16 protein-coding genes are annotated in these 17022 nt (G+C 72.8%); 4 read left to right on the top strand and 12 right to left on the bottom strand.

Annotation, left to right across the window (positions count from 1 at the left end):
* Position 1: 1 nt before the first annotated feature.
* From ACZ5UI_RS26305 to ACZ5UI_RS26260, 10 genes are all read right to left on the bottom strand, one after another.
* Entirely contained in the window at positions 2 to 1123 is a 1122-nt protein-coding gene (locus ACZ5UI_RS26305) for an ABC transporter ATP-binding protein (RefSeq protein ID WP_464192812.1), read from the bottom strand.
* Entirely contained in the window at positions 1120 to 1944 is an 825-nt protein-coding gene (locus tag ACZ5UI_RS26300; RefSeq protein WP_464192810.1) for an ABC transporter permease, read from the bottom strand. The genes ACZ5UI_RS26305 and ACZ5UI_RS26300 overlap by 4 nt, the downstream gene beginning before the upstream one ends.
* Positions 1941 to 2846: an ABC transporter permease gene (locus ACZ5UI_RS26295; RefSeq protein ID WP_464192809.1), complete on the bottom strand. Its 906-nt coding sequence runs from the start codon at positions 2844 to 2846 to the stop codon at positions 1941 to 1943. Before ACZ5UI_RS26295 ends, ACZ5UI_RS26300 begins: the two co-directional genes overlap by 4 nt.
* Before the next feature lie 2 nt (positions 2847 to 2848).
* Positions 2849 to 4144 carry an ABC transporter substrate-binding protein gene (locus tag ACZ5UI_RS26290; protein WP_464192807.1) on the bottom strand — a complete coding sequence of 432 codons (1296 nt, stop codon included), beginning with the start codon at positions 4142 to 4144 and terminating at the stop codon, positions 2849 to 2851.
* 23 nt (positions 4145 to 4167) lie between these two features.
* Positions 4168 to 5184: an alpha/beta fold hydrolase gene (locus ACZ5UI_RS26285; protein WP_464192805.1), complete on the bottom strand. Its 1017-nt coding sequence runs from the start codon at positions 5182 to 5184 to the stop codon at positions 4168 to 4170.
* The gene (locus tag ACZ5UI_RS26280) at positions 5184 to 6599 is read right to left on the bottom strand and encodes a glutamine synthetase family protein (RefSeq protein ID WP_464192803.1); all 1416 of its coding nucleotides are present in this window, start codon (positions 6597 to 6599) and stop codon (positions 5184 to 5186) included. The genes ACZ5UI_RS26285 and ACZ5UI_RS26280 overlap by 1 nt, the downstream gene beginning before the upstream one ends.
* Positions 6596 to 8029, bottom strand: a complete 1434-nt coding sequence (locus tag ACZ5UI_RS26275; protein ID WP_464197898.1) for a flavin monoamine oxidase family protein — start codon at positions 8027 to 8029, stop codon at positions 6596 to 6598. Before ACZ5UI_RS26275 ends, ACZ5UI_RS26280 begins: the two co-directional genes overlap by 4 nt.
* Complete coding sequence (locus tag ACZ5UI_RS26270; RefSeq protein WP_464192800.1) at positions 7960 to 8343, bottom strand: VOC family protein; 384 nt, start codon at positions 8341 to 8343, stop codon at positions 7960 to 7962. Before ACZ5UI_RS26270 ends, ACZ5UI_RS26275 begins: the two co-directional genes overlap by 70 nt.
* Positions 8340 to 9443 carry an aromatic ring-hydroxylating oxygenase subunit alpha gene (locus ACZ5UI_RS26265; protein ID WP_464192797.1) on the bottom strand — a complete coding sequence of 368 codons (1104 nt, stop codon included), beginning with the start codon at positions 9441 to 9443 and terminating at the stop codon, positions 8340 to 8342. Before ACZ5UI_RS26265 ends, ACZ5UI_RS26270 begins: the two co-directional genes overlap by 4 nt.
* A 145-nt stretch (positions 9444 to 9588) precedes the next feature.
* Positions 9589 to 10560 (bottom strand): Lrp/AsnC family transcriptional regulator, encoded by a 972-nt coding sequence (locus ACZ5UI_RS26260; protein WP_464192795.1) that lies wholly within the window; start codon positions 10558 to 10560, stop codon positions 9589 to 9591.
* 96 nt (positions 10561 to 10656) lie between these two features.
* On the opposite strand from ACZ5UI_RS26260, the gene ACZ5UI_RS26255 reads away from it, so the two are divergent.
* The 3 genes from ACZ5UI_RS26255 to ACZ5UI_RS26245 are packed head-to-tail and all read left to right on the top strand — an operon-like array spanning position 10657 to position 13848.
* On the top strand, positions 10657 to 11991 hold the full coding sequence (locus ACZ5UI_RS26255) for a M20 family metallopeptidase (protein WP_464192793.1): 1335 nt from the start codon (positions 10657 to 10659) through the stop codon (positions 11989 to 11991).
* Entirely contained in the window at positions 11984 to 13459 is a 1476-nt protein-coding gene (locus ACZ5UI_RS26250; RefSeq protein ID WP_464192791.1) for an aldehyde dehydrogenase family protein, read from the top strand. Before ACZ5UI_RS26255 ends, ACZ5UI_RS26250 begins: the two co-directional genes overlap by 8 nt.
* A complete protein-coding gene (locus ACZ5UI_RS26245) occupies positions 13459 to 13848 on the top strand; it encodes a cupin domain-containing protein (RefSeq protein WP_464192789.1) in 390 nt (129 codons plus the stop codon). The genes ACZ5UI_RS26250 and ACZ5UI_RS26245 overlap by 1 nt, the downstream gene beginning before the upstream one ends.
* A 73-nt stretch (positions 13849 to 13921) precedes the next feature.
* On the opposite strand, the gene ACZ5UI_RS26240 is transcribed toward ACZ5UI_RS26245, so the two are convergent.
* On the bottom strand, positions 13922 to 14932 hold the full coding sequence (locus ACZ5UI_RS26240) for a diguanylate cyclase domain-containing protein (RefSeq protein WP_464192787.1): 1011 nt from the start codon (positions 14930 to 14932) through the stop codon (positions 13922 to 13924).
* 74 nt (positions 14933 to 15006) lie between these two features.
* Between ACZ5UI_RS26240 and ACZ5UI_RS26235 the strand changes: the two genes are divergently transcribed.
* The gene (locus ACZ5UI_RS26235; RefSeq protein WP_464192785.1) at positions 15007 to 16200 is read left to right on the top strand and encodes a molybdopterin molybdotransferase MoeA; all 1194 of its coding nucleotides are present in this window, start codon (positions 15007 to 15009) and stop codon (positions 16198 to 16200) included.
* On the opposite strand, the gene ACZ5UI_RS26230 is transcribed toward ACZ5UI_RS26235, so the two are convergent.
* Positions 16197 to 17021 (bottom strand): DICT sensory domain-containing protein, encoded by an 825-nt coding sequence (locus ACZ5UI_RS26230; protein ID WP_464192783.1) that lies wholly within the window; start codon positions 17019 to 17021, stop codon positions 16197 to 16199. The genes ACZ5UI_RS26235 and ACZ5UI_RS26230 overlap by 4 nt on opposite strands.
* Between the last annotated feature and the right edge of the window lies 1 nt (position 17022).

The following is a 17022-nucleotide window of genomic DNA, read 5'->3' as shown; positions in this document are numbered from 1 at the left end:
ATCACTCCTTGGGTGGTTCTGCGGACTCGTCGGGGTCGACGGGCGCGATGCCCGTGTCGGCCAGGACGCGAATGTCGGACGGGGGCAGGTGCACGGTCACAGCATCGCCGGGCGTGCGGCTGAACGCCGTGCCGGTGTTCTGCACGAGGCACTGCACCACGGTGCCGTCGGGCAGGCCGACCACGACCTGGTGGGCGTGGCCCAGGAAGATCACGTTGCGCACCACGCCGGGCGCGCGGTTGAGCCCCGTCGCGCCCTCGGGTTCGAGCACGATCCGCTCGGGGCGGATCGTCACCTGCGCCGCGCCCCGCGTCGCCGCGGGGCCGCTGGCGGCCACGAAGCCGCGATCGGCGATGGTGATCGCGCAGCCGCCGTCGGTGGCCCCCGCGGCGACCGCGTCCAGGAGGTTCGAGGTGCCCAGGAAGTCGGCGACGAACGTCGTCTCGGGCTCCTCGTAGATGCGCTGGGGCGCGGCGACCTGCTCGACCCGGCCGTGGTTCATGACCGCGATCCGGTCGCTCATGGTCAGCGCTTCCTCCTGGTCGTGCGTCACGTAGATGAACGTGATGCCGACCTCCTGCTGGAGCGTCTTCAGCTCGACCTGCAGGACGCGCCGCAGCTTGGCGTCCAGCGCGCCGAGCGGCTCGTCGAGCAGCAGCACCGAGGGCTTGAGCACGAGCGCGCGGGCCAGCGCGACGCGCTGCTGCTGGCCGCCGGAGAGCTGCTGCGGACGGCGCTGGGCGAACGCGTCCATCTGCACGAGCGCCAGCGCCTCGTTCACGCGCGGCGGGATGTCGCGGCGCGCGACCCCCTGGCGCTTGAGGCCGAAGGCGACGTTGTCGGAGACCGACAGGAACGGGAACAGCGCGTAGCTCTGGAAGACCGTGTTGACCGGTCGCCGGTGCGGCGGCGTGCGCGTCACGTCGACCCCGTCGAGCAGCACGGTCCCGCGCGTGGGCTCCTCGAAGCCGGCGACCATCCGCAGCGTCGTCGTCTTGCCGCAGCCCGACGGGCCGAGCATCGAGAAGAACTCCCCCGGTGCGATCTGCAGGTCGATCCCGTCGACGGCCGTGAAGTCGTCGAACGTCTTGAACAGCCCCTCGAGGCGGACTTCCCCGCTCATGCGCGCACTCCAGCCTGTCGGCGGCTCAGCGCGCGGTACAGCAGCCCGCCGAGCGCCACGAACACCGCGGTGAAGATCACCAGCGAGGTCGCCGTGGCGTTCAGCGCCGGCGTGGCCGACCCGCGCGCGCTTGTGTAGATCAGCATCGGGACGGTCTGCGTGGACTCGTCGGACGCCATGTACTGCGTGATCACGAAGTTGTCGACCGACAGCGCGAACGCGATCACCGCGCCCGCGACGATCGCGGGCTGCAGCAGTCGCACGAGCACCAGCCACATCGTGGCCGAGGGCGACGCCCCGAGGTCCATCGCGGCCTCCTCCAGCTCCGGCGTGATCGACGCCAGCCGGGCGCGCGCGATCACGATCACGAAGGGCATCGTGAAGGTCACCTGGCCGATCACCTGCGCGACCGTGCCCAGGTGCACGAACGTCAGCAGCTGCGTGATGAGCAGGAACAGCGCGATGGCCAGCACGAGCTCGGGAATGACCAGCGGGATCGTGGCCAGCAGCGCGACCTGGGCCGAGCCGCGGCCGAACCAGCGCGACAGCGCGATGGCCAGGGCGATGCCGAGCGGGACGGCGATGACCACGTCGAGCACCGCCAGCGTGAGCGACTGCTCCAACGCCGAGCGGAACACGTCGCCGTGCAGCACCGACGACGACCCGTCGGTCCACCAGCGCAGCGAGAAGCCCTGCCACTGGCTGCGCGACTTGCCGTCGTTGAAGGAGAACAGCATCGCGATGGCCGCGGGCACCAGCGACCACAGCAGGTAGGCCGCGAAGAACAGCCCCAGGAGGGTGGGCCCGCGCCGGCGCCTCATGCCGCCGCCGCCCGGGCCGCGCGCGTCGAGCTGCGCAGGTAGAAGGTCAGCAGGCCGCCGAGCACCACGAGCAGCAGGACCGACAGCGCCGCGCCGACCGTGCGCTGCTGGCTGCTCTCCACGTAGGTGTTGATCAGGTTGCCCAGCATGCTGGTGGACGGCGCGCCCGACACCAGCGCGTTGGTGTAGTAGTCGCCGAACATCGGCAGGGCGATCAGCACCAGGCCGGCCAGGATGCCCTGGCGCGAGAGCGGCAGCGTGACCTTCAGGAACGTCGTCGTCGGCGACGCGCCGAGATCCCGCGCGGCCTCCAGGTAGCGCAGGTCCAGCCGCTCCAGCGAGGCGTACAGCGGGAGGATGAAGTAGGGCACCCAGCCGTAGGCCAGCGCGATCACCACCGTGCTCGCGCGTCCGTCCAGCCAGTCCTGCGGGCCGGAGATCAGGTGCAGCCACTCCAGCGAGCGGTTGACGTAGCCGTCGGGCGCCAGCAGGCCGACCCAGGCGAGCATCCGCAGCATGTAGCTGACCAGCAGCGGGAGCACGAGCAGGACCAGCCACAGCGGCTTGGCCCGGCCCGCGCGCACGGCCACGTAGTAGGCGACGGGGTAGCCGATCAGCACGCACAGGACGACGGCGATGGCGATGTACACGCACGTGCGCGCGAACACCGACCAGATCTCGCCGCCGGGCGCCAGACCGTCGAACGCGGTCTGGAACGCCGTGGTCTGCCAGTCCAGCGGCGACCACGCCGGGTGGGGCTCGAACAGGATGTCGTCGACCGACCCGAAGGCGACCGCGAGCAGCACGTAGACGCTGACGCCGACGAACAGCGTGACCCAGGCCAGGCCGGGAAGTCCCAGCCCGGCCAGCGTCGCCAGCGGATAGCGCGATCGCGGGCGCACCCCTACTTCGCGCCGGAGGAGAACGTGGCGAACGTCTTGTCGATCAGGCCGACCTGGGCCACGGTCGGGGTCGGGTTGGGCAGGCCGTTGGCCGCCTGGGTGTCGGTCACGTAGACCTCGTCCAGCAGCTCCGGCGCGCCGACCTTGTCCTTCTTCAGCGCGGCCAGCGTCATCGTCGACAGCGGCTGCTGGTAGCCCACGTAGGTGTAGTTGGACACCGCCTGCTCGTAGGTCAGCAGGTGGTTGAGCCACAGGTGGCCGAGCACCGGGTTCTCGGCCGTCTTGGGGATCACCCACTCGTCGCTGTTGGCCGAGCCGCTGCCGTCCTCGGGGAACCAGTACTGCACGACGTCGGCCGGCGTGCCCTTGGGCAGCAGGCTCGGCGCGACGAACGCGTCGCCCATCCAGGCCTGGCTGAGGATCTCGGTCCCGTCGGCCAGCGCCTGGAAGGCCGTGTAGTGCAGCTTGACACCGCGCTTGTTGAGCTCCAGCAGCTGGTCGCCCGCGTCGTTGATCTGCTGGTCGGTCAGGTTGGAGAAGTCGCGGATGCCCATCCGCAGCAGCGCCAGCGACAGCGGATCGAACGACGCCGCGTTCTGCACGCCCATCTTCCCGATCGCCCGGTCCTCGGTCCAGAAGGCGTCCCACGGGTTGCTCATCGTCGACGGGTCGAAGTCCGGCAGCTTGTCCGCGCGCCAGGCGATGCCCGTGGTCCACACGAAGTTCGGCACCGAGTACTGCGACCCCTGGTCGTAGTACGGGTCCGCGAACACGGGCAGGACGTTCTTCAGGTTGGGGATGTAGGAGTGGTTGATCGGCTGGACGATCTTGGCCGCCACCAGCTGCGGCAGGCGGTCGACGACGGGCACCCAGGCGTCGGGCTTGACGGCGCCCGAGCGGATCTTCTTGACCGCCTCGTCGTAGCTGGCGAAGTTCGTCACGTTGACCTTGACGCCGTGCTCCTGCTCGAAGGACTTGACGACCTCCGGGCTCAGGTAGCTGGCCCAGTCGAAGACCTCCAGCGGCCCCTTCTCCGGCGCCAGCCCGGAGGCGATCGCCGTGTTGTCGGAGTACAGCGGCAGCTTCACCGGGTTGGACTTGGTGGCGATCGGGATGCCCCCGACCCCCACGCGCCCAGTACCGCCGGCGGCCGCGGTCGCCGCGGTCGATCCAGCGCCGCCGCTGCTCCCGCCGCAGGCGGCCAGGATCAGCGAGGAGCCGGACAGCGCGGCGGCGGCACCGCCCGCTCGCAACAGGAATGCGCGACGGTTCAGGTCGCTCGTCGACAGCCGGTCCATCGGTCCGTCCCTTCGTTCGTGGTTCACGCTGACGACCCCAGGAGCGTGCGCAGTCCCCGGTCGATGAACGCCAGGTCCTCCGCTGCTCGTCCGCCGCCGGCGTAGTGGCCCCAGCTCGACGGAATCGGCTCGACCCGCCCCCGGCGCAGCAGGGCCGCCTCGGCCTCGCTGTCCTCGGGCGGGAAGTACAGGTCCGTGCGCCCGGGCAGGAGCAGGACCTCCGCTTCGATGGCGGCCATGGCCGCCGCAAAGTCACCGGCGTACCGGTCGTTGGCGCTGATGTCCGCGTGGCGCCAGGTGGCCAGCTGCGTGACCATGTTGTTGGCGTCGCGCTGGGCGTACATCGCGTCCCAGGCCTCGGTCAGATACGTCTCGAGCGTGTCGTAGCCGAGCTCGCGGAAGCGCTCCTCCCGGTACCACTGCTGCGACAGCGCCCAGCCGGCCCACACGCGGGAGATCGCCCGCAGGCCGACCCGCGGCGGCTCGGTGTAGGCGCCGCCGGCGAACGCGGCGTCGGCCGTCAGCGCCGCCTCCACGCCCCCGAGGAAGACCTCGGTGTGCGGCGCGGTGCGGGCGGCGCCGCAGATCACCGCGACGCGCTCGACGATGTCGGGCCGCGACGCGCCCCACTCGTAGGCCTGCTGACCGCCCATCGAGTAGCCGACGGCCAGCGCGATCCGCTCGACGCCCAGCTCCTCCAGCAGCAGCCGCTGCTGGAGGGCGACGTTGTCATGGATCGTCACCAACGGGAAGCCCGCGCCGCCCTGCGGCCCGCTCGTCGTGCTCGGCGACGACGAGATCGCGTTGCCGATCAGGTTCGGCACGACGATGAAGTACCGCCCCGGGTCCAGCGCGAGGTCGGGCCCGATCAGGTACTCGCAGTCGACGTCGCGCCGCGCGAAGCCCATCGGGTAGACGACGGCGTTGTCGCGCGCCGCGTTCAGCGTCCCGGCGGTCGTGTAGACCAGCCGCGCGTCCGACAGCGACGCGCCGCTCTGGAGCGGGAAGTCCCCCGCGTGATAGGTCGCGCGCTCCAGCATCAGAAGAACCGCAGGTACTCCTCGGTCTCCCACTCGGTGACGTGCTGGTGGAAGCGCTCCCACTCGTCGTGCTTGTAGGCGCTGAACTGCTCGTGCATCGAGTCGCCCAGGACCGCCTTGGCCAGCGGATCGGCGTCGAACGCCGTGACCGCCTCCAGCAGCGTCTTGGGCAGACGCTGGATCCCGTCGGCGCTCCACTCGGCGTCGCTGCGGTCGTACATCGCCTCGTTGCACGGCTCACCCGGGGAGAGCTGCTGCTGGATGCCCTCCAGCGACGCCGCGCAGGTCAGGGCCAGCGCCAGGTAGGCGTTCATGGTCATGTCGGCCGCGCGGTTCTCGATGGCCCAGCGCGCCTGCGGCAGCCGGAACATCGTCGAGCGGTTGTTCATGCCGTAGCTGATGTGGGTCGGCGCCCAGGTCACGGTGCCGCCCTCGAAGCCGGCGACCCGCGCGACCAGGCCCTTGTAGGAGTTGACCGTCGAGCAGGTGAGCGCGGTCAGCGCGCCGGCGTGGCGCATCAGGCCGCCCAGCGAGTCGATCGCCGCCTCGCCCCAGCCCTCGCCCTGGTGGTAGACGTTGCCGCCCCCGCCGTCACCCAGCGCGGCGAAGCTGTGGTTGATGTGCGCGCCGTTGCGCCAGTCGCCCTGCATGGGCTTGGGCATGAAGCTGACGAACAGCCCCTGCTGCTTGGCGATCTCCTTGATCATCACGCGCAGGAACGTGAAGCGGTCCGCCGTGGTCAGCGCGTCGGCGTGACCGAAGTCCAGCTCGAACTGCGAGTAGGCGCCCTCGGCCACCACGTTGGTCAGGCCCCACCCGAGCTCCTCGATGGCCGCGGCCAGCGCGTCCAGGAAGGGCATCGAGTCCAGCGAGAACTCGGCGTCGTAGCCGAAGGCCTGGCGGCGCGGGCGGAAGCCGGCGACGGGGTCGTTGTCGAACGCCTTCACGGGCTGGCCGTCGACGTAGCGCAGGGCGGTGAACTCCGGCTCGATGCCGGCCAGCAGCTGCAGGTTGGCCTGCGCGGCGCTGTCGGCCTGGCGCTTGAGCGCGCCGCGCGGGCAGCCGGCGTAGCGCTCGCCCTGGAAGTACAGGTCGGCGAACACCCACGCGAAGGTGCGGTCCCACGGGCAGATGACCAGGCTGTCGAGATCGGGGATCGCCACCTGGTCGGGGTCGGCGGGCCCGAGATCGGGCACCATCGAGATCGAGTGCACCGCGAACTGCGGGCCCTTGCCCGCGCACAGCGCCTCGAACTCGCCGATCGGGACCGGCTTGGTCTTGGGGATCCCGAGCAGGTCGACCCAGCAGGAGAGCACGTAGCGCACGCCGGCCTCCCGCAACCGGGCGCCGGCGGCCTCGACGGCCTCCGGCGCGGGCAGGACGTGGTCGAGGCTCGGGGCCGAGGAGGTGATCACGCGTTCGCTTCCTTCCATTGCAGGGGGGCCGATCCGGCCGCTTCGATCTCGCCGGCCACGCGGCGTCCCGAGGCGATCGCGCCGTCCATGAAGCCGACCCATTCGCCGGCGGTGTCCGAGCCGGCCCAGTGGACGCGGCCGACGGGCGCGCGCAGGGCGCTCCCGGTCGACGTCCAGGCGCCGGGCGGCGCGTAGGACGCGTAACAGCCGCGCGACCAGGGCTCGTCGCACCAGGCCCAGTCGACGTAGTCCAGCGCGTCCAACGCGCGGTCGCCGAGCGTCCGGGCGATGCCGGCCAGGATCAGGTCGCGCCGCTCGGCGACGGGCAGCGCGGTCAGCTCGATCGCCTGACGCCCGGTGACGAAGCCCACGAGCATGGCCGGCTGCACATCGGGCCAGCAGTTGTCGTACAGCCAGCTGACCGGCCCGATCGTGCTGAGCACGAGGCCGTTGAGGCCGTCGGCCCGCCAGAACGGCTCGTCGTAGAAGGCGACGGCCTTGAGCGCGGCGCCCATCGGCATGCGCTGGCAGAGCTGGTCGCGACGGGCGGGCAGCGCGGGCTCGAAGCGCAGGCGCGCGGCCAGCGGCGGCGGGAGCGCGACGACGACGCGGTCGGCGGCCAGGCGGCGCCCGTCCTGCAGCTGCACGTCGACGCCGTCTGCGTGCTCGACGACCGCCGCGACGGCGGCCTCCAGCACGACCCGGTCGCCCAGCTCGGCCGCCGCGCCCTGCGACAGCGGCTGGGTCCCGCCGAGCACGCGCAGCTCCTGCGCATGCCACACGGCCGCCTCGAAGCTGCCGCCCAGGCTGTGCAGCATGAACAGCATGTGCAGGAGCGAGGCCTCGTGCCAGTCGGCGGCCAGGCAGACCTCCATCGACAGGCGCAGGAACGCGCGCGCGCCCGCGTCGTCGACGCTGGAGCGCACCCACTCGCTGGCGGTCATCGCGTCCCAGTCGGCGGCGTCGGGCGCGGTCCAGGGCGCGTCGAGCGGGACGGTGGCCGCCATCGCGTCGAGCTGATCGACCGCGGCGCACAGCTCGGTCAGCGCCGCCGGCGGCAGGTCGGGCCACAGGCCCGCCTGGCGGCGGACGCCGTCGGGCAGCTCCAGCAGCCAGTCACCGTCGGCGTAGGCGGGCCACACCTCCAGGCCGTAGCGCTGGGCCCAGGCCAGCGTGTGGTGCTGCGTCGGGCCGACGTACTGGCCGCCGCCGTCGACGGCGATGCCCGCGTGCTGCTCGGTCAGCGTGCGCCCGCCGACGCGATCGCGCGCCTCCAGCACGGTCACCTCGTGACCGCGGTCGCGCAGCTCCAGGGCGGCGGACAGGCCGGAGAGCCCGGCGCCGACGACGATCACGCGCATCAGCTCGGCCGCTCCGTGAGCTCGATGCGGTAGCCGTCGGGATCGACGATGAAGGCGATCAGCGCCGATCCCTCGCGCACCCGGAACGGCGGCTTGACCGGCTCGATGCCCAGCGGGGCCAGCCGCTCGAGCTCGGCGTACACGTCGTCGACGTGGATGGCGATGTGGGCGTAGCCGCCGCCCAGGTCGTAGGACTCGACGCCGAAGTTGTGGGTCAGCTCGAGCTGGTCGTCCTGGCCGGGCAGCCCGAGGAAGATGTTCGTCGCCTCGTCGCGCACCGGGAAGCGGCCGCGCTCCTCGAAGCCGAGCTTGGCGTAGAAGGCCACCGATCGCTCCGGGTCGCCGATCCGATAGCAGGTGTGCAGCACGCGCTTGGTGCTCATCCGGTCACCGCCTCGACGACCAGGCGCTGGAAGTGGCGCAGCAGCCACTCCTCGTCGTGCAGCAGCTGGCCCTGGCCGAACGCGCCGGACTGCAGGCTCGTCTGCACGCCCTCGAAGACGCGCCAGTCCTCGCGCATGATCTGCCCGATGTCGGCGATCGCCTCCTCCAGCTCGTCGTCGCTGACCGAGGCCGGGAAGAAGTAGTCGTTGACCTGCAGCGTGCGGCCCGGGGCCAGCGGGACGTAGCGGTAGGTGTAGAAGTGCTCGTCGCCCCGCGCCGACAGCATGAAGTTCGGCCACAGGTAGTACAGGTGGAAGTCGGCGGCGTCGGCCGCGTCGGGGCGCTTGGGCGGCGAGACGTGGGCGAACGACTTGGCGAAGCCGCTGACCCGGTAGTTGTCGCGATCGACGTGGTAGTCGCTGCGGAAGCCCGGGTGGACGGTCGCGCAGTGGTAGCACTCGGTGTTGTTGTCGAGCGTCACCTTCCAGTTGGTGGCGATCTCCCACTGGCGCCGCGCGCGGAAGGGCAGCGCGGTCAGGTCGAAGCCGCGCTCGCGCACGAGATCGCCGACGCCACCCAGCGTGTCGGCCAGCGGCGCGGCCTCGGGGTCGAGGTTGACGAACAGCAGCGGGCCCCATGTGTCGACGCGGACCTCGCGCAGGCCGATCCGGTCGCGGGGGAAGTCGCGCTCGCGATCGGACCGGGGCGCGCCCTTGAGCCGGCCGTCCAGGCCGAACGTCCAGCCGTGGTAGCCGCACTGCAGCGTGCTGCGGCAGCCCTGGCCCTCGGCCACGGGGAAGCCGCGATGCGGGCAGATGTTGACGAAGGCGGCGATCGCGTCCGCGCGGCGCACGACCACGACCGGGACCGTGGCCACCACGTCGGTGAAGTACGAACCGACCTCGGGGAGCCGCGAGGCGGCGCCGACGTACTGCCACTCACGGGCGAAGATCGCCGCCTGCTCGTCGGCCAGCAGCGCGGGATCGGTGTACCAGCAGGCGGGCAGCGTCCGGCCCTCTTCCAGTCCCGCCAGGAGCCATTCGCGGTCCATCTCGGCGGAATCGCCCGAATTAGTGTCGAACTTCGTTTCAAACACCATCTTGCGGCGAGTGTATCGTCGCGAAACGGGTTGTCAACAGCGTATTTCGTTGCGGCGAGGTGGACCGCGTGGTGCCCGCAGGTGTCCCGCCGGTCCAGTCCGGACCGCGATCGGCGGGCGAGCGGGCGGCCGCGCGCCGCCGTGGTCAGACCGGCGTGACCGGGCGGTACAGCAGGTCCAGGTAGATCCACGGCTCGGCGTCGCGGACGCCGTGCAGCGAGCGGATCTGCTGGTTGAGGAACTGCAGGAGCGCCGGCGCGTCGACGCAGGCGACCTCGGCGAAGATCTCGTAGCGCCCGGCACACAGGGCGACGTAGATGACCGACGGGAGCGCCGCCAGCTGTCCGGCGATCACCTCGGCGTTGGCGCCGCTCTCGACGGTGATGCCGACGATCGCCAGCGTCTCCAGCCCGATGCCGCGCGGGATGGTCAGCGCCATGATGCGCAGGGCGCCCGACGCGGTCAGGCGCTTGACGCGCTGGCGCACCTGGGACTCGGACACCTCGAGCTCGCGGGCGATGCCCTGGAAGGCGGTCCGGCCATCGACGCTGAGCAGGCGGATGATGCTGCGGTCGATCTCGTCCACACCGCGAAAAGCCTCGTTGGCGTCGACCTTGCCGGTGGTGTGCGAGAAGCCGAAGGCGGGGTCGTGGTAGGACAGCCGCAGGTACGGGTGCACCTCGTAGTCGGCGATCCCGCCGATCACGCCCAGGCCGCCGTCGAGCGTGGCCAGCAGCTCGTCGGTGCTGTGGCAGGTCAGCTCGGCGACGATGTTGTAGCGGCCGGTGACGGCGCCCACGTAGAACGCGCCGGGCAGCGCGAACAGCTGGCGCACGATGTCGGAGACGGCATGCCCGCCGCGCACGCGGATCCCCACCAGCGCGATCATCCGGTAGCCGTACAGATGCGGGTCGGCGACGGTGGTGATGCGGATCACGCCGTCGTCGCGCAGGCGCCCGACCTCCTGGCGCACCGTCCGCTCGCTGATGCCCAGATCGGTGGCGATCTGGCTGAACGAGCGCCGCCCGTCCTCCTGCAGCGCGGCGATGATCGCCCGGTCCTGATCCGTCAGCGAAGGGGCGAGCACGAGCGCACCGTTGGGCATCGGGTCCAGCATCGCCCGAGCGTACTTGCGCGCGCGGCGCGGCTGCACGACACCAGCGCGCCGCGCTCTGCGCTTTGATCGCTTCTGTGGTAGTACTTCGACGAATCCATGACTGTCGAGACGCTATCGCAACGAATCACGACCGCCCAGGACGAGATCGCTCGACGCCGCGACGAACTGGTCGCGCTGGCCACGGAGCTCGTCGGCTTCGACACCACGACGCGGGTGGCCGTCGGCGACCCCGCCCGGGCCGACGCCGACCTGCAGCGCGCGCTGGCCCGGCGGCTGGCGGGCCGGGGCGCGGACGTGCGCCTGTGGGAGCCGCCGGACGACGCGCTCCCGCGCACCGCCCAGTTCCCGCGCCCCATGTCGTTTGCCGGGCGACCACAGCTGACCGCCCGGTTCGCCGGTGCCGCGCCCGGGCCGACGATGCTGCTGGGCGGCCACGTCGACGTGGTCCCGGCCACCGGGGACGAGGGCTGGAGCAGCGACCCGTTCCGGGGTGAGGTGCGCGACGGGCGCCTGTACGGTCGCGGCACGACCGACATGAAGGGCGGCGTGGCGGCCATGACCGTCGCGGCCGAGGTGCTGGCGGACCTGGCGCTGCTGCCCCGCGGTGACGTCCTGCTGGCCACGGTGACCGACGAGGAGTTCAACGGCGGCGGCATGGCCGCGCTGGTCGGCGCCGGCCTGCGGGCCGACGCGGCGATCGTCCCCGAGCCGTCCTCGTTCACCACCCGCGTGTGCTGCCGCGGGTGGCTGGGCCTGCGGGTCACGGTGCGCGGCCGCCAGGCGCACGCCGACGCGCCCCAGCCCCACTGGCGCGAGGGGGGCGCGGTCAACGCCGTGACCGAGGCCTATGCGGTCGTCCAGGCGCTGGCCGAGCTGCAGCGCGCGTGGAGCGTCGCGCCAGAGGCCCAGCACGCCTACGTGGCGCCCGGGACGATCATCCCCACGCTGATCTCGGGCGGCGAGTGGTGGGTCAGCTACCCGGCCGGCTGCGAGCTGACGTTCAACATCAACTACACGCCGGGCCAGGGCGTCGACGGCGGCTGGGGCGACACGGCGCGCGCGCAGGTCGAGGCCGCGATCGCCGCCTGCGCGGGCCAGGACGGCTGGCTGCGGGAGCACCCGCCCGAGCTGGACTGGGAGATCAACCTGCCCGCCGCCGAGCTGGACCCCGACGCGCTCGTCGTGCGCAGCCTGCTGGCGGCGACCGAGTCCGTGGGACGGGCGCCCCGGCGCAGCGGGATGCATTCGTGGGACGACACGGCGACGCTCAACCACGCCGGGATCCCGGCCTGCACGTTCGGGCCCGCCGAGCGCGATCCGGCCAGCGGCCGCACGCTCTCGCACTCGGTCGACGAGTTCGTGACCGTCGACGATCTCGTGACCACGGCCCAGGGCATCGCGGCCGCCGTGCTGCACCACGCCGATGCCTGACGCGCTGGCCGGCCTCACGCTCCCGCGCGATCTGTGGATCGACGGCGAGGCCCACCCGGCCGCCGACGGGCGCACGCTGGACGTCGTCTCGCCCCGCACCGACACGGTGATCGGCGTGGTCGCCCGCGGCGGGCGAGCCGATGTCGACGCGGCGGTGGCCGCGGGCCGACGCGCCTTCGCCGCCGGGGACTGGTCGCTGGCCACCCCGGCCGAGCGCCGCGCCGTGCTGCTGCGCCTGGCCCGGCTGGTCGAGGACCACGCCGACGAGCTCGCGCTCCTGGAGTCCGTCGACATGGGCAAGCTGCTGGCCGACGCGCGCGCCGGCGACGTGCCCGACGCCGCCGCCACGCTGCGCTTCTACGCCGAGGCGATCGACAAGCGCGGCGGCGAGGTGGCTCCCACCGGGCCGTCGGACCTGGTCACCGTGACGCGCGAGCCGCTGGGCGTCGTCGGCGCGGTCGTGCCCTGGAACTACCCGCTGCTGATCGCCATGTGGAAGGTCGCCCCGGCGCTGGCCGCGGGCAACTCGGTCGTGCTCAAGCCGGCCGAGCAGTCGCCCCTGACCGCGCTGCGCCTGGGTGAGCTGGGCACGCTGGCCGGCCTGCCCGACGGCGTGCTCAACGTGGTCAGCGGGCTGGGCCCCGAAGCGGGCGAGGCGCTCGGACGCCACCGCGACGTCGACGCGCTGACCTTCACCGGCTCGACGTCGGTGGGCGGGCGCTTCCTGACCTACGCGGGCGAGTCCAACCTCAAGCGGGTGTCGCTCGAGTGCGGTGGCAAGAGCCCCTGCCTGGTCTTCGCCGACGCCGACCTGGAGCGCGCGGCCGCGCTCATCGCCGGCGACATCTTCGCCAACCAGGGCCAGGTCTGCTCGGCCCACTCGCGGGTGCTGGTGGACCGCGCGGTGCACGCCGAGCTGGTCCAGCGCGTCGTCGCGCATGCCGAGGCGCTGGTGCTCGGCGACCCGCTGGACCCGGCCTCGACCATCGGGCCGCTGGTCGACCAGGCGCACGCCGATCGGGTGATGGCCTACGTCGAGGCGGCGCGCGACGACGCGCGACTGGCCACCGGCGGCGAGCGCCTGACGCTGCACGGCTCCGCCGCCTACGTGACCCCCACCGTCTTCGACGCCGTCTCCCCCCAGGCGCCGCTGAGCCGCGAGGAGGTGTTCGGGCCCGTGCTGGCCGTGACGCCGTTCGCCGGCGAGCGCGAGGCGCTCGCGCTGGCCAACGACAGCCGCTACGGCCTGGCCGCGTCGCTGTTCACCGCCGACATCGACCGGGCGCTGCGGCTGGGCCGCCGGCTGCGCGCGGGCACCGTCTCGATCAACACCGTCGACGCGCTCGATCCCGTCGCGCCCTTCGGTGGGGTCAAGGAGTCCGGCAGCGGCCGTGACCTGTCGTTGCACGCCCTGGATGAGTACAGCGCCCTGAAGACCACCTGGGTGCGAATCGCAAAGGAGTCCTGATGCTCGAACCCGTCGTCGTCTCCCTGGCCGACCGCGCGATCGTCGACCGCGCCGACAACGCGATCGCCATGACGCTCGCGCGCACGCTGACCAACGCGGAGCACGGCTCCGACATCATGGCCGGCGTCAGCTGGATGGCGCCCGGCGAGATCAGCCGCGGCTGGTCGACCCAGGAGGTCGCCTCCGACGCGGACCTGCACCACCTCGGCCCGGTGCACGAGTTCTTCTACCTGGTGCGCGGGCGCTGCCTGGTCCGCTGGGACAAGGGCGAGCTGCCCGTCAACGCCGACGACACGATCTTCTTCGCCCCCGGCTGGACCTACTCGATCGAGAACGTCGGCGACGAGGAGGCCTTCCTCATCTACGCCTGCACGCCCCCGCTGGGGTGACCGCCGCAGCCGTTGTCCGCTCGAGCCCGCATACCGGGTCGAAGCGGACAACGGCGGTCCGTCACCGCCTGGGCTAGCGGATCCCGCCGGCGCGGGCGCGGAAGAGCGCTTCCTCGGCGTGATCGACCAGCCCGTCGGCGTCGAGCGCGTCGGTCGGGAAGACGGCGATGCCGGTGGAGACGGTCAGCGGCGTGCCCCGGTGCTCAGCCGCGCGCTCGACCGCGACGCCGATGCGCAACGACAGCGCGCGGGCGCCGGCCGGGCCGGTGCCGGGCAGCGTGATCCAGATGCGGCCCGGGCCGTCGCGGCGGGCGCCGTCGCCCTGGCGCAGAAGGCCCTCGAGCGCCTGCTCGGCGGCCTGGGCCGCGGCGACCGCGTCGTCGCCGGCGGCGATCAGCCGCTCGATCCCGTCGAGCTCGACGATCAGCACGCCGAGCGTGCGGTGGTCGACCAGGTGGTCGGCCACGCGCTGGGCGATGTGCTCGACCGCGTGGCCGTCGAGGATCCGCGGGCGCAGGTCGCGCACGTGCAGCTCGGCACCGTCGCTTTCGCCGGTCGCGGCCTGCTCGACGGTGCGCGCGGCGTCGGTGGCGGCAAACGGGACCGGCGGCGGGGCGGGTCCGACGGGCGCTGGCGTAGGTGGCGCCGGGGCGGCCGGCGTGCGCAGCGACGCCGCCGTGACCACCGCGGTGACGGCGGCCAGGCGGTCGGCCAGGTCGGCGACGAGCGCGGGCGGCGGCCGGTGCAGCTCGTCCAGGATCGCCGCCCACAGGACGCCGCGCAGCGTCTCGACGGCCTCGGCCACATCGCCCGGGCCGGCGGCGCCCGCCAGCGCGCCGGCGTGGCCGGCCAGGCCGTGCAGGTCACCCTGCGAGAGCCGCTCGAGCTCCAGATCGCTGGCCAGCGCCCGGGCCATCGCCGCACAGAGCACCGGTGCCTCCCGGGCCAGCTCGGCCACCGGCAGGCTGGAGGCCGCGGTCAGCGGCGCCCGGGCGACCAGCGCGACCAGCCAGTCGCGGGCCAGCCCCTCGGGCTGAGCGGTGAGCGCGGCAACGGGCGCATCGGCGACGGGACGAGCAGGCACGGCCCGTGTTCCTACCAACAATCGCGGACGGCCGCGATCGAGATGGCGGGCGAGCCCCATCTAGTCTGCGGACCGTGCCCCAGCTCCTGTCGATCGCCCAGGCCCGCGCGCTGGTGCGCGACGTGGTCTCCCCCCTGCCCTCCGAGACGGTCGAGCTGACCGCGGCGCTCGGCCGCATCCTGGCCCAGGACGTCGTGGCCGCCCACGATGTCGCGCCCTTCGCCAGCTCGGCCATGGACGGCTTCGCGGTCAAGGCCGGTCCGGCGGGCCGAACCCTGCCGATCGTCGACGAGTCACGCGCCGGCCACCCGGCCACCCGCCCGCTGCGCGACGGCGAGGCGATGCGCATCTCCACGGGCGCGGTGCTGCCCGAGGGCGCCGACGGCGTGCTCCAGGTCGAGCTGGTCACCACCGACGGCGACCGCGTCACGCTGAACGACGCGGTCGAGGCCGGCCGCAACGTCCGCCAGGCCGGCGAGGACCTACGGGCCGGGCAGACGGTGCTGCGCGCCGGCATGCGCCTGGGCCCGCCCGAGCTGGGCATCGCGGTCGAGGCCGGTCGCGGCGATCTGGTCGTCGCCCGCTCCCCGCGCGTCGCCGTGGTCGCCACCGGTGACGAGCTGGTCGAGCCGGGCAGCGAGCTGGCGGTGGGCCAGATCCACAACTCCAACGCCACGACGCTGGCCACGCTGGCCATGCAGTCCGGCGCGCGCGTCTTCACCGTCACCGGCGCCGACGACACGCTCGAGGACACCGAGGAGGCGCTGGGCGTCGCGCTGGACGAAGCCGACGTCGTGCTGATCTCCGGCGGGGTCTCGGTCGGCCCCCACGACCACGTCAAGCCGGCGCTCGAGGCGCTCGGCGTGCGGCAGGTGTTCTGGCGCGTGGCGCTGCGTCCCGGGAAGCCGACCTGGTTCGGCGAGCGCGACGGGCGCCTGGTCTTCGGCCTGCCCGGCAACCCGGTCTCCTCGATGGTCACCTTCCAGCTGTTCGCGCGGCCCGCGCTGCACGCGCTGCAGGGCGCGCCGTTCGGGCTGCCCGCCCGCTACGCGGCGCTGACCGAGCCCGTCCAGCGCCAGCCCGACCGCGACGAGGCGATCCGCGTCTCGCTGGCCACCGACACCGACGGCCGCCTGCGGGCCACGCCGACCGGCCCCCAGGGCTCGCACATCCTCAGCTCGATGATCGGCGCCGACGGCCTGGCCATCGTGGAAGCCGGCCCGGGCGGCGTCGACGCGGGGACCGTGGTCCCGGTCGAGCCGATCTAGTCGAGATAGCTGACGATCCGGTTGGTCAGCGTGGTCAGGGCCGGCGCGACCGACTGCATGGCCAGCGGCCGCTGGGCCAGCAGCGCCAGCAGCCGCTCGCCCTCGGCCGGATCGGCCCGGCCCACCAGCCGCGCCGCCGTGACCGCGGCCCGGCGCGTGACCTGCGGGTCGATCGTCCAGATCGCCTCGAAGCGCCGCTGGCGATCGTCCGGGCCGCCGCGCTCGACGCCCCGCTCGGGCTCCCAGGCCAGCAGGCACGCGGCGTAGCCGGGAGCATCGACGATCACCACCCACTCGTTGCCGAGCGCGTCCTCACGGGCGATCGGGACCTGCAGGACGTCGTTCTCGCGCTGGACCGCGGGGAAGTCGGCGAACACGCAGACGGCGTCGGCCAGCCGGGCCATGGCCTCGTAGCGGGGTGCGACCTGGCGGTAGAAGCGCGCCTGCTGGAAGGCCCCGAAGGCGACCGGCGCGGCGGCGTGCGAGATCGCCTCGTCCTCGATCGCCCGCGACAGCTCGATCAGCGTACGCTTGTGCAGCAGCCGCGACTGCTGGCTGCCCGACAGCGTGGCGTAGATCGACGGGCGATCGGTGGCCAGGTCGATGCTGCGGGCCTGCTCGATCGCGGCCGACACCGACAGGCCGCGCTCGCGCAGCTCGACCACCCGCTTCAGCGTGGCCACCACGTCCTCGGGATAGCGGCGATACCCGCTGGACGTGCGCTCAGGCTCCGGGAAGCCGTAGCGCTGCTCCCACATGCGCAGCGTGCCCGCGGCGATTCCGGTCTGCTCGGCGACGTCTGAGATGGCGAGAGGGCTCATG

The sequence above is a fragment of the Conexibacter sp. JCM 18997 genome, from assembly GCF_055391915.1.
Note: the sequence above shows the minus strand (reverse complement) of the source record. Positions and strands in the feature narration are given on the sequence as shown.

Excerpts from the sequence above, each read along its gene's own strand:
- ACZ5UI_RS26305 (WP_464192812.1), bottom strand. The coding sequence starts at position 1,123 with ATGAGCGGGGAAGTCCGCCTCGAGGGGCTGTTCAAGACGTTCGACGAC.
- ACZ5UI_RS26285 (WP_464192805.1), bottom strand. The coding sequence starts at position 5,184 with ATGCTGGAGCGCGCGACCTATCACGCGGGGGACTTCCCGCTCCAGAGC.
- ACZ5UI_RS26260 (WP_464192795.1), bottom strand. The coding sequence starts at position 10,560 with ATGCTGGACCCGATGCCCAACGGTGCGCTCGTGCTCGCCCCTTCGCTG.
- ACZ5UI_RS26230 (WP_464192783.1), bottom strand. The coding sequence starts at position 17,021 with ATGAGCCCTCTCGCCATCTCAGACGTCGCCGAGCAGACCGGAATCGCC.
- ACZ5UI_RS26270 (WP_464192800.1), bottom strand. The coding sequence starts at position 8,343 with ATGAGCACCAAGCGCGTGCTGCACACCTGCTATCGGATCGGCGACCCG.
- ACZ5UI_RS26245 (WP_464192789.1), top strand. The coding sequence starts at position 13,459 with ATGCTCGAACCCGTCGTCGTCTCCCTGGCCGACCGCGCGATCGTCGAC.
- ACZ5UI_RS26290 (WP_464192807.1), bottom strand. The coding sequence starts at position 4,144 with ATGGACCGGCTGTCGACGAGCGACCTGAACCGTCGCGCATTCCTGTTG.
- ACZ5UI_RS26265 (WP_464192797.1), bottom strand. The coding sequence starts at position 9,443 with ATGGTGTTTGAAACGAAGTTCGACACTAATTCGGGCGATTCCGCCGAG.
- ACZ5UI_RS26300 (WP_464192810.1), bottom strand. The coding sequence starts at position 1,944 with ATGAGGCGCCGGCGCGGGCCCACCCTCCTGGGGCTGTTCTTCGCGGCC.
- ACZ5UI_RS26255 (WP_464192793.1), top strand. The coding sequence starts at position 10,657 with ATGACTGTCGAGACGCTATCGCAACGAATCACGACCGCCCAGGACGAG.
- ACZ5UI_RS26250 (WP_464192791.1), top strand. The coding sequence starts at position 11,984 with ATGCCTGACGCGCTGGCCGGCCTCACGCTCCCGCGCGATCTGTGGATC.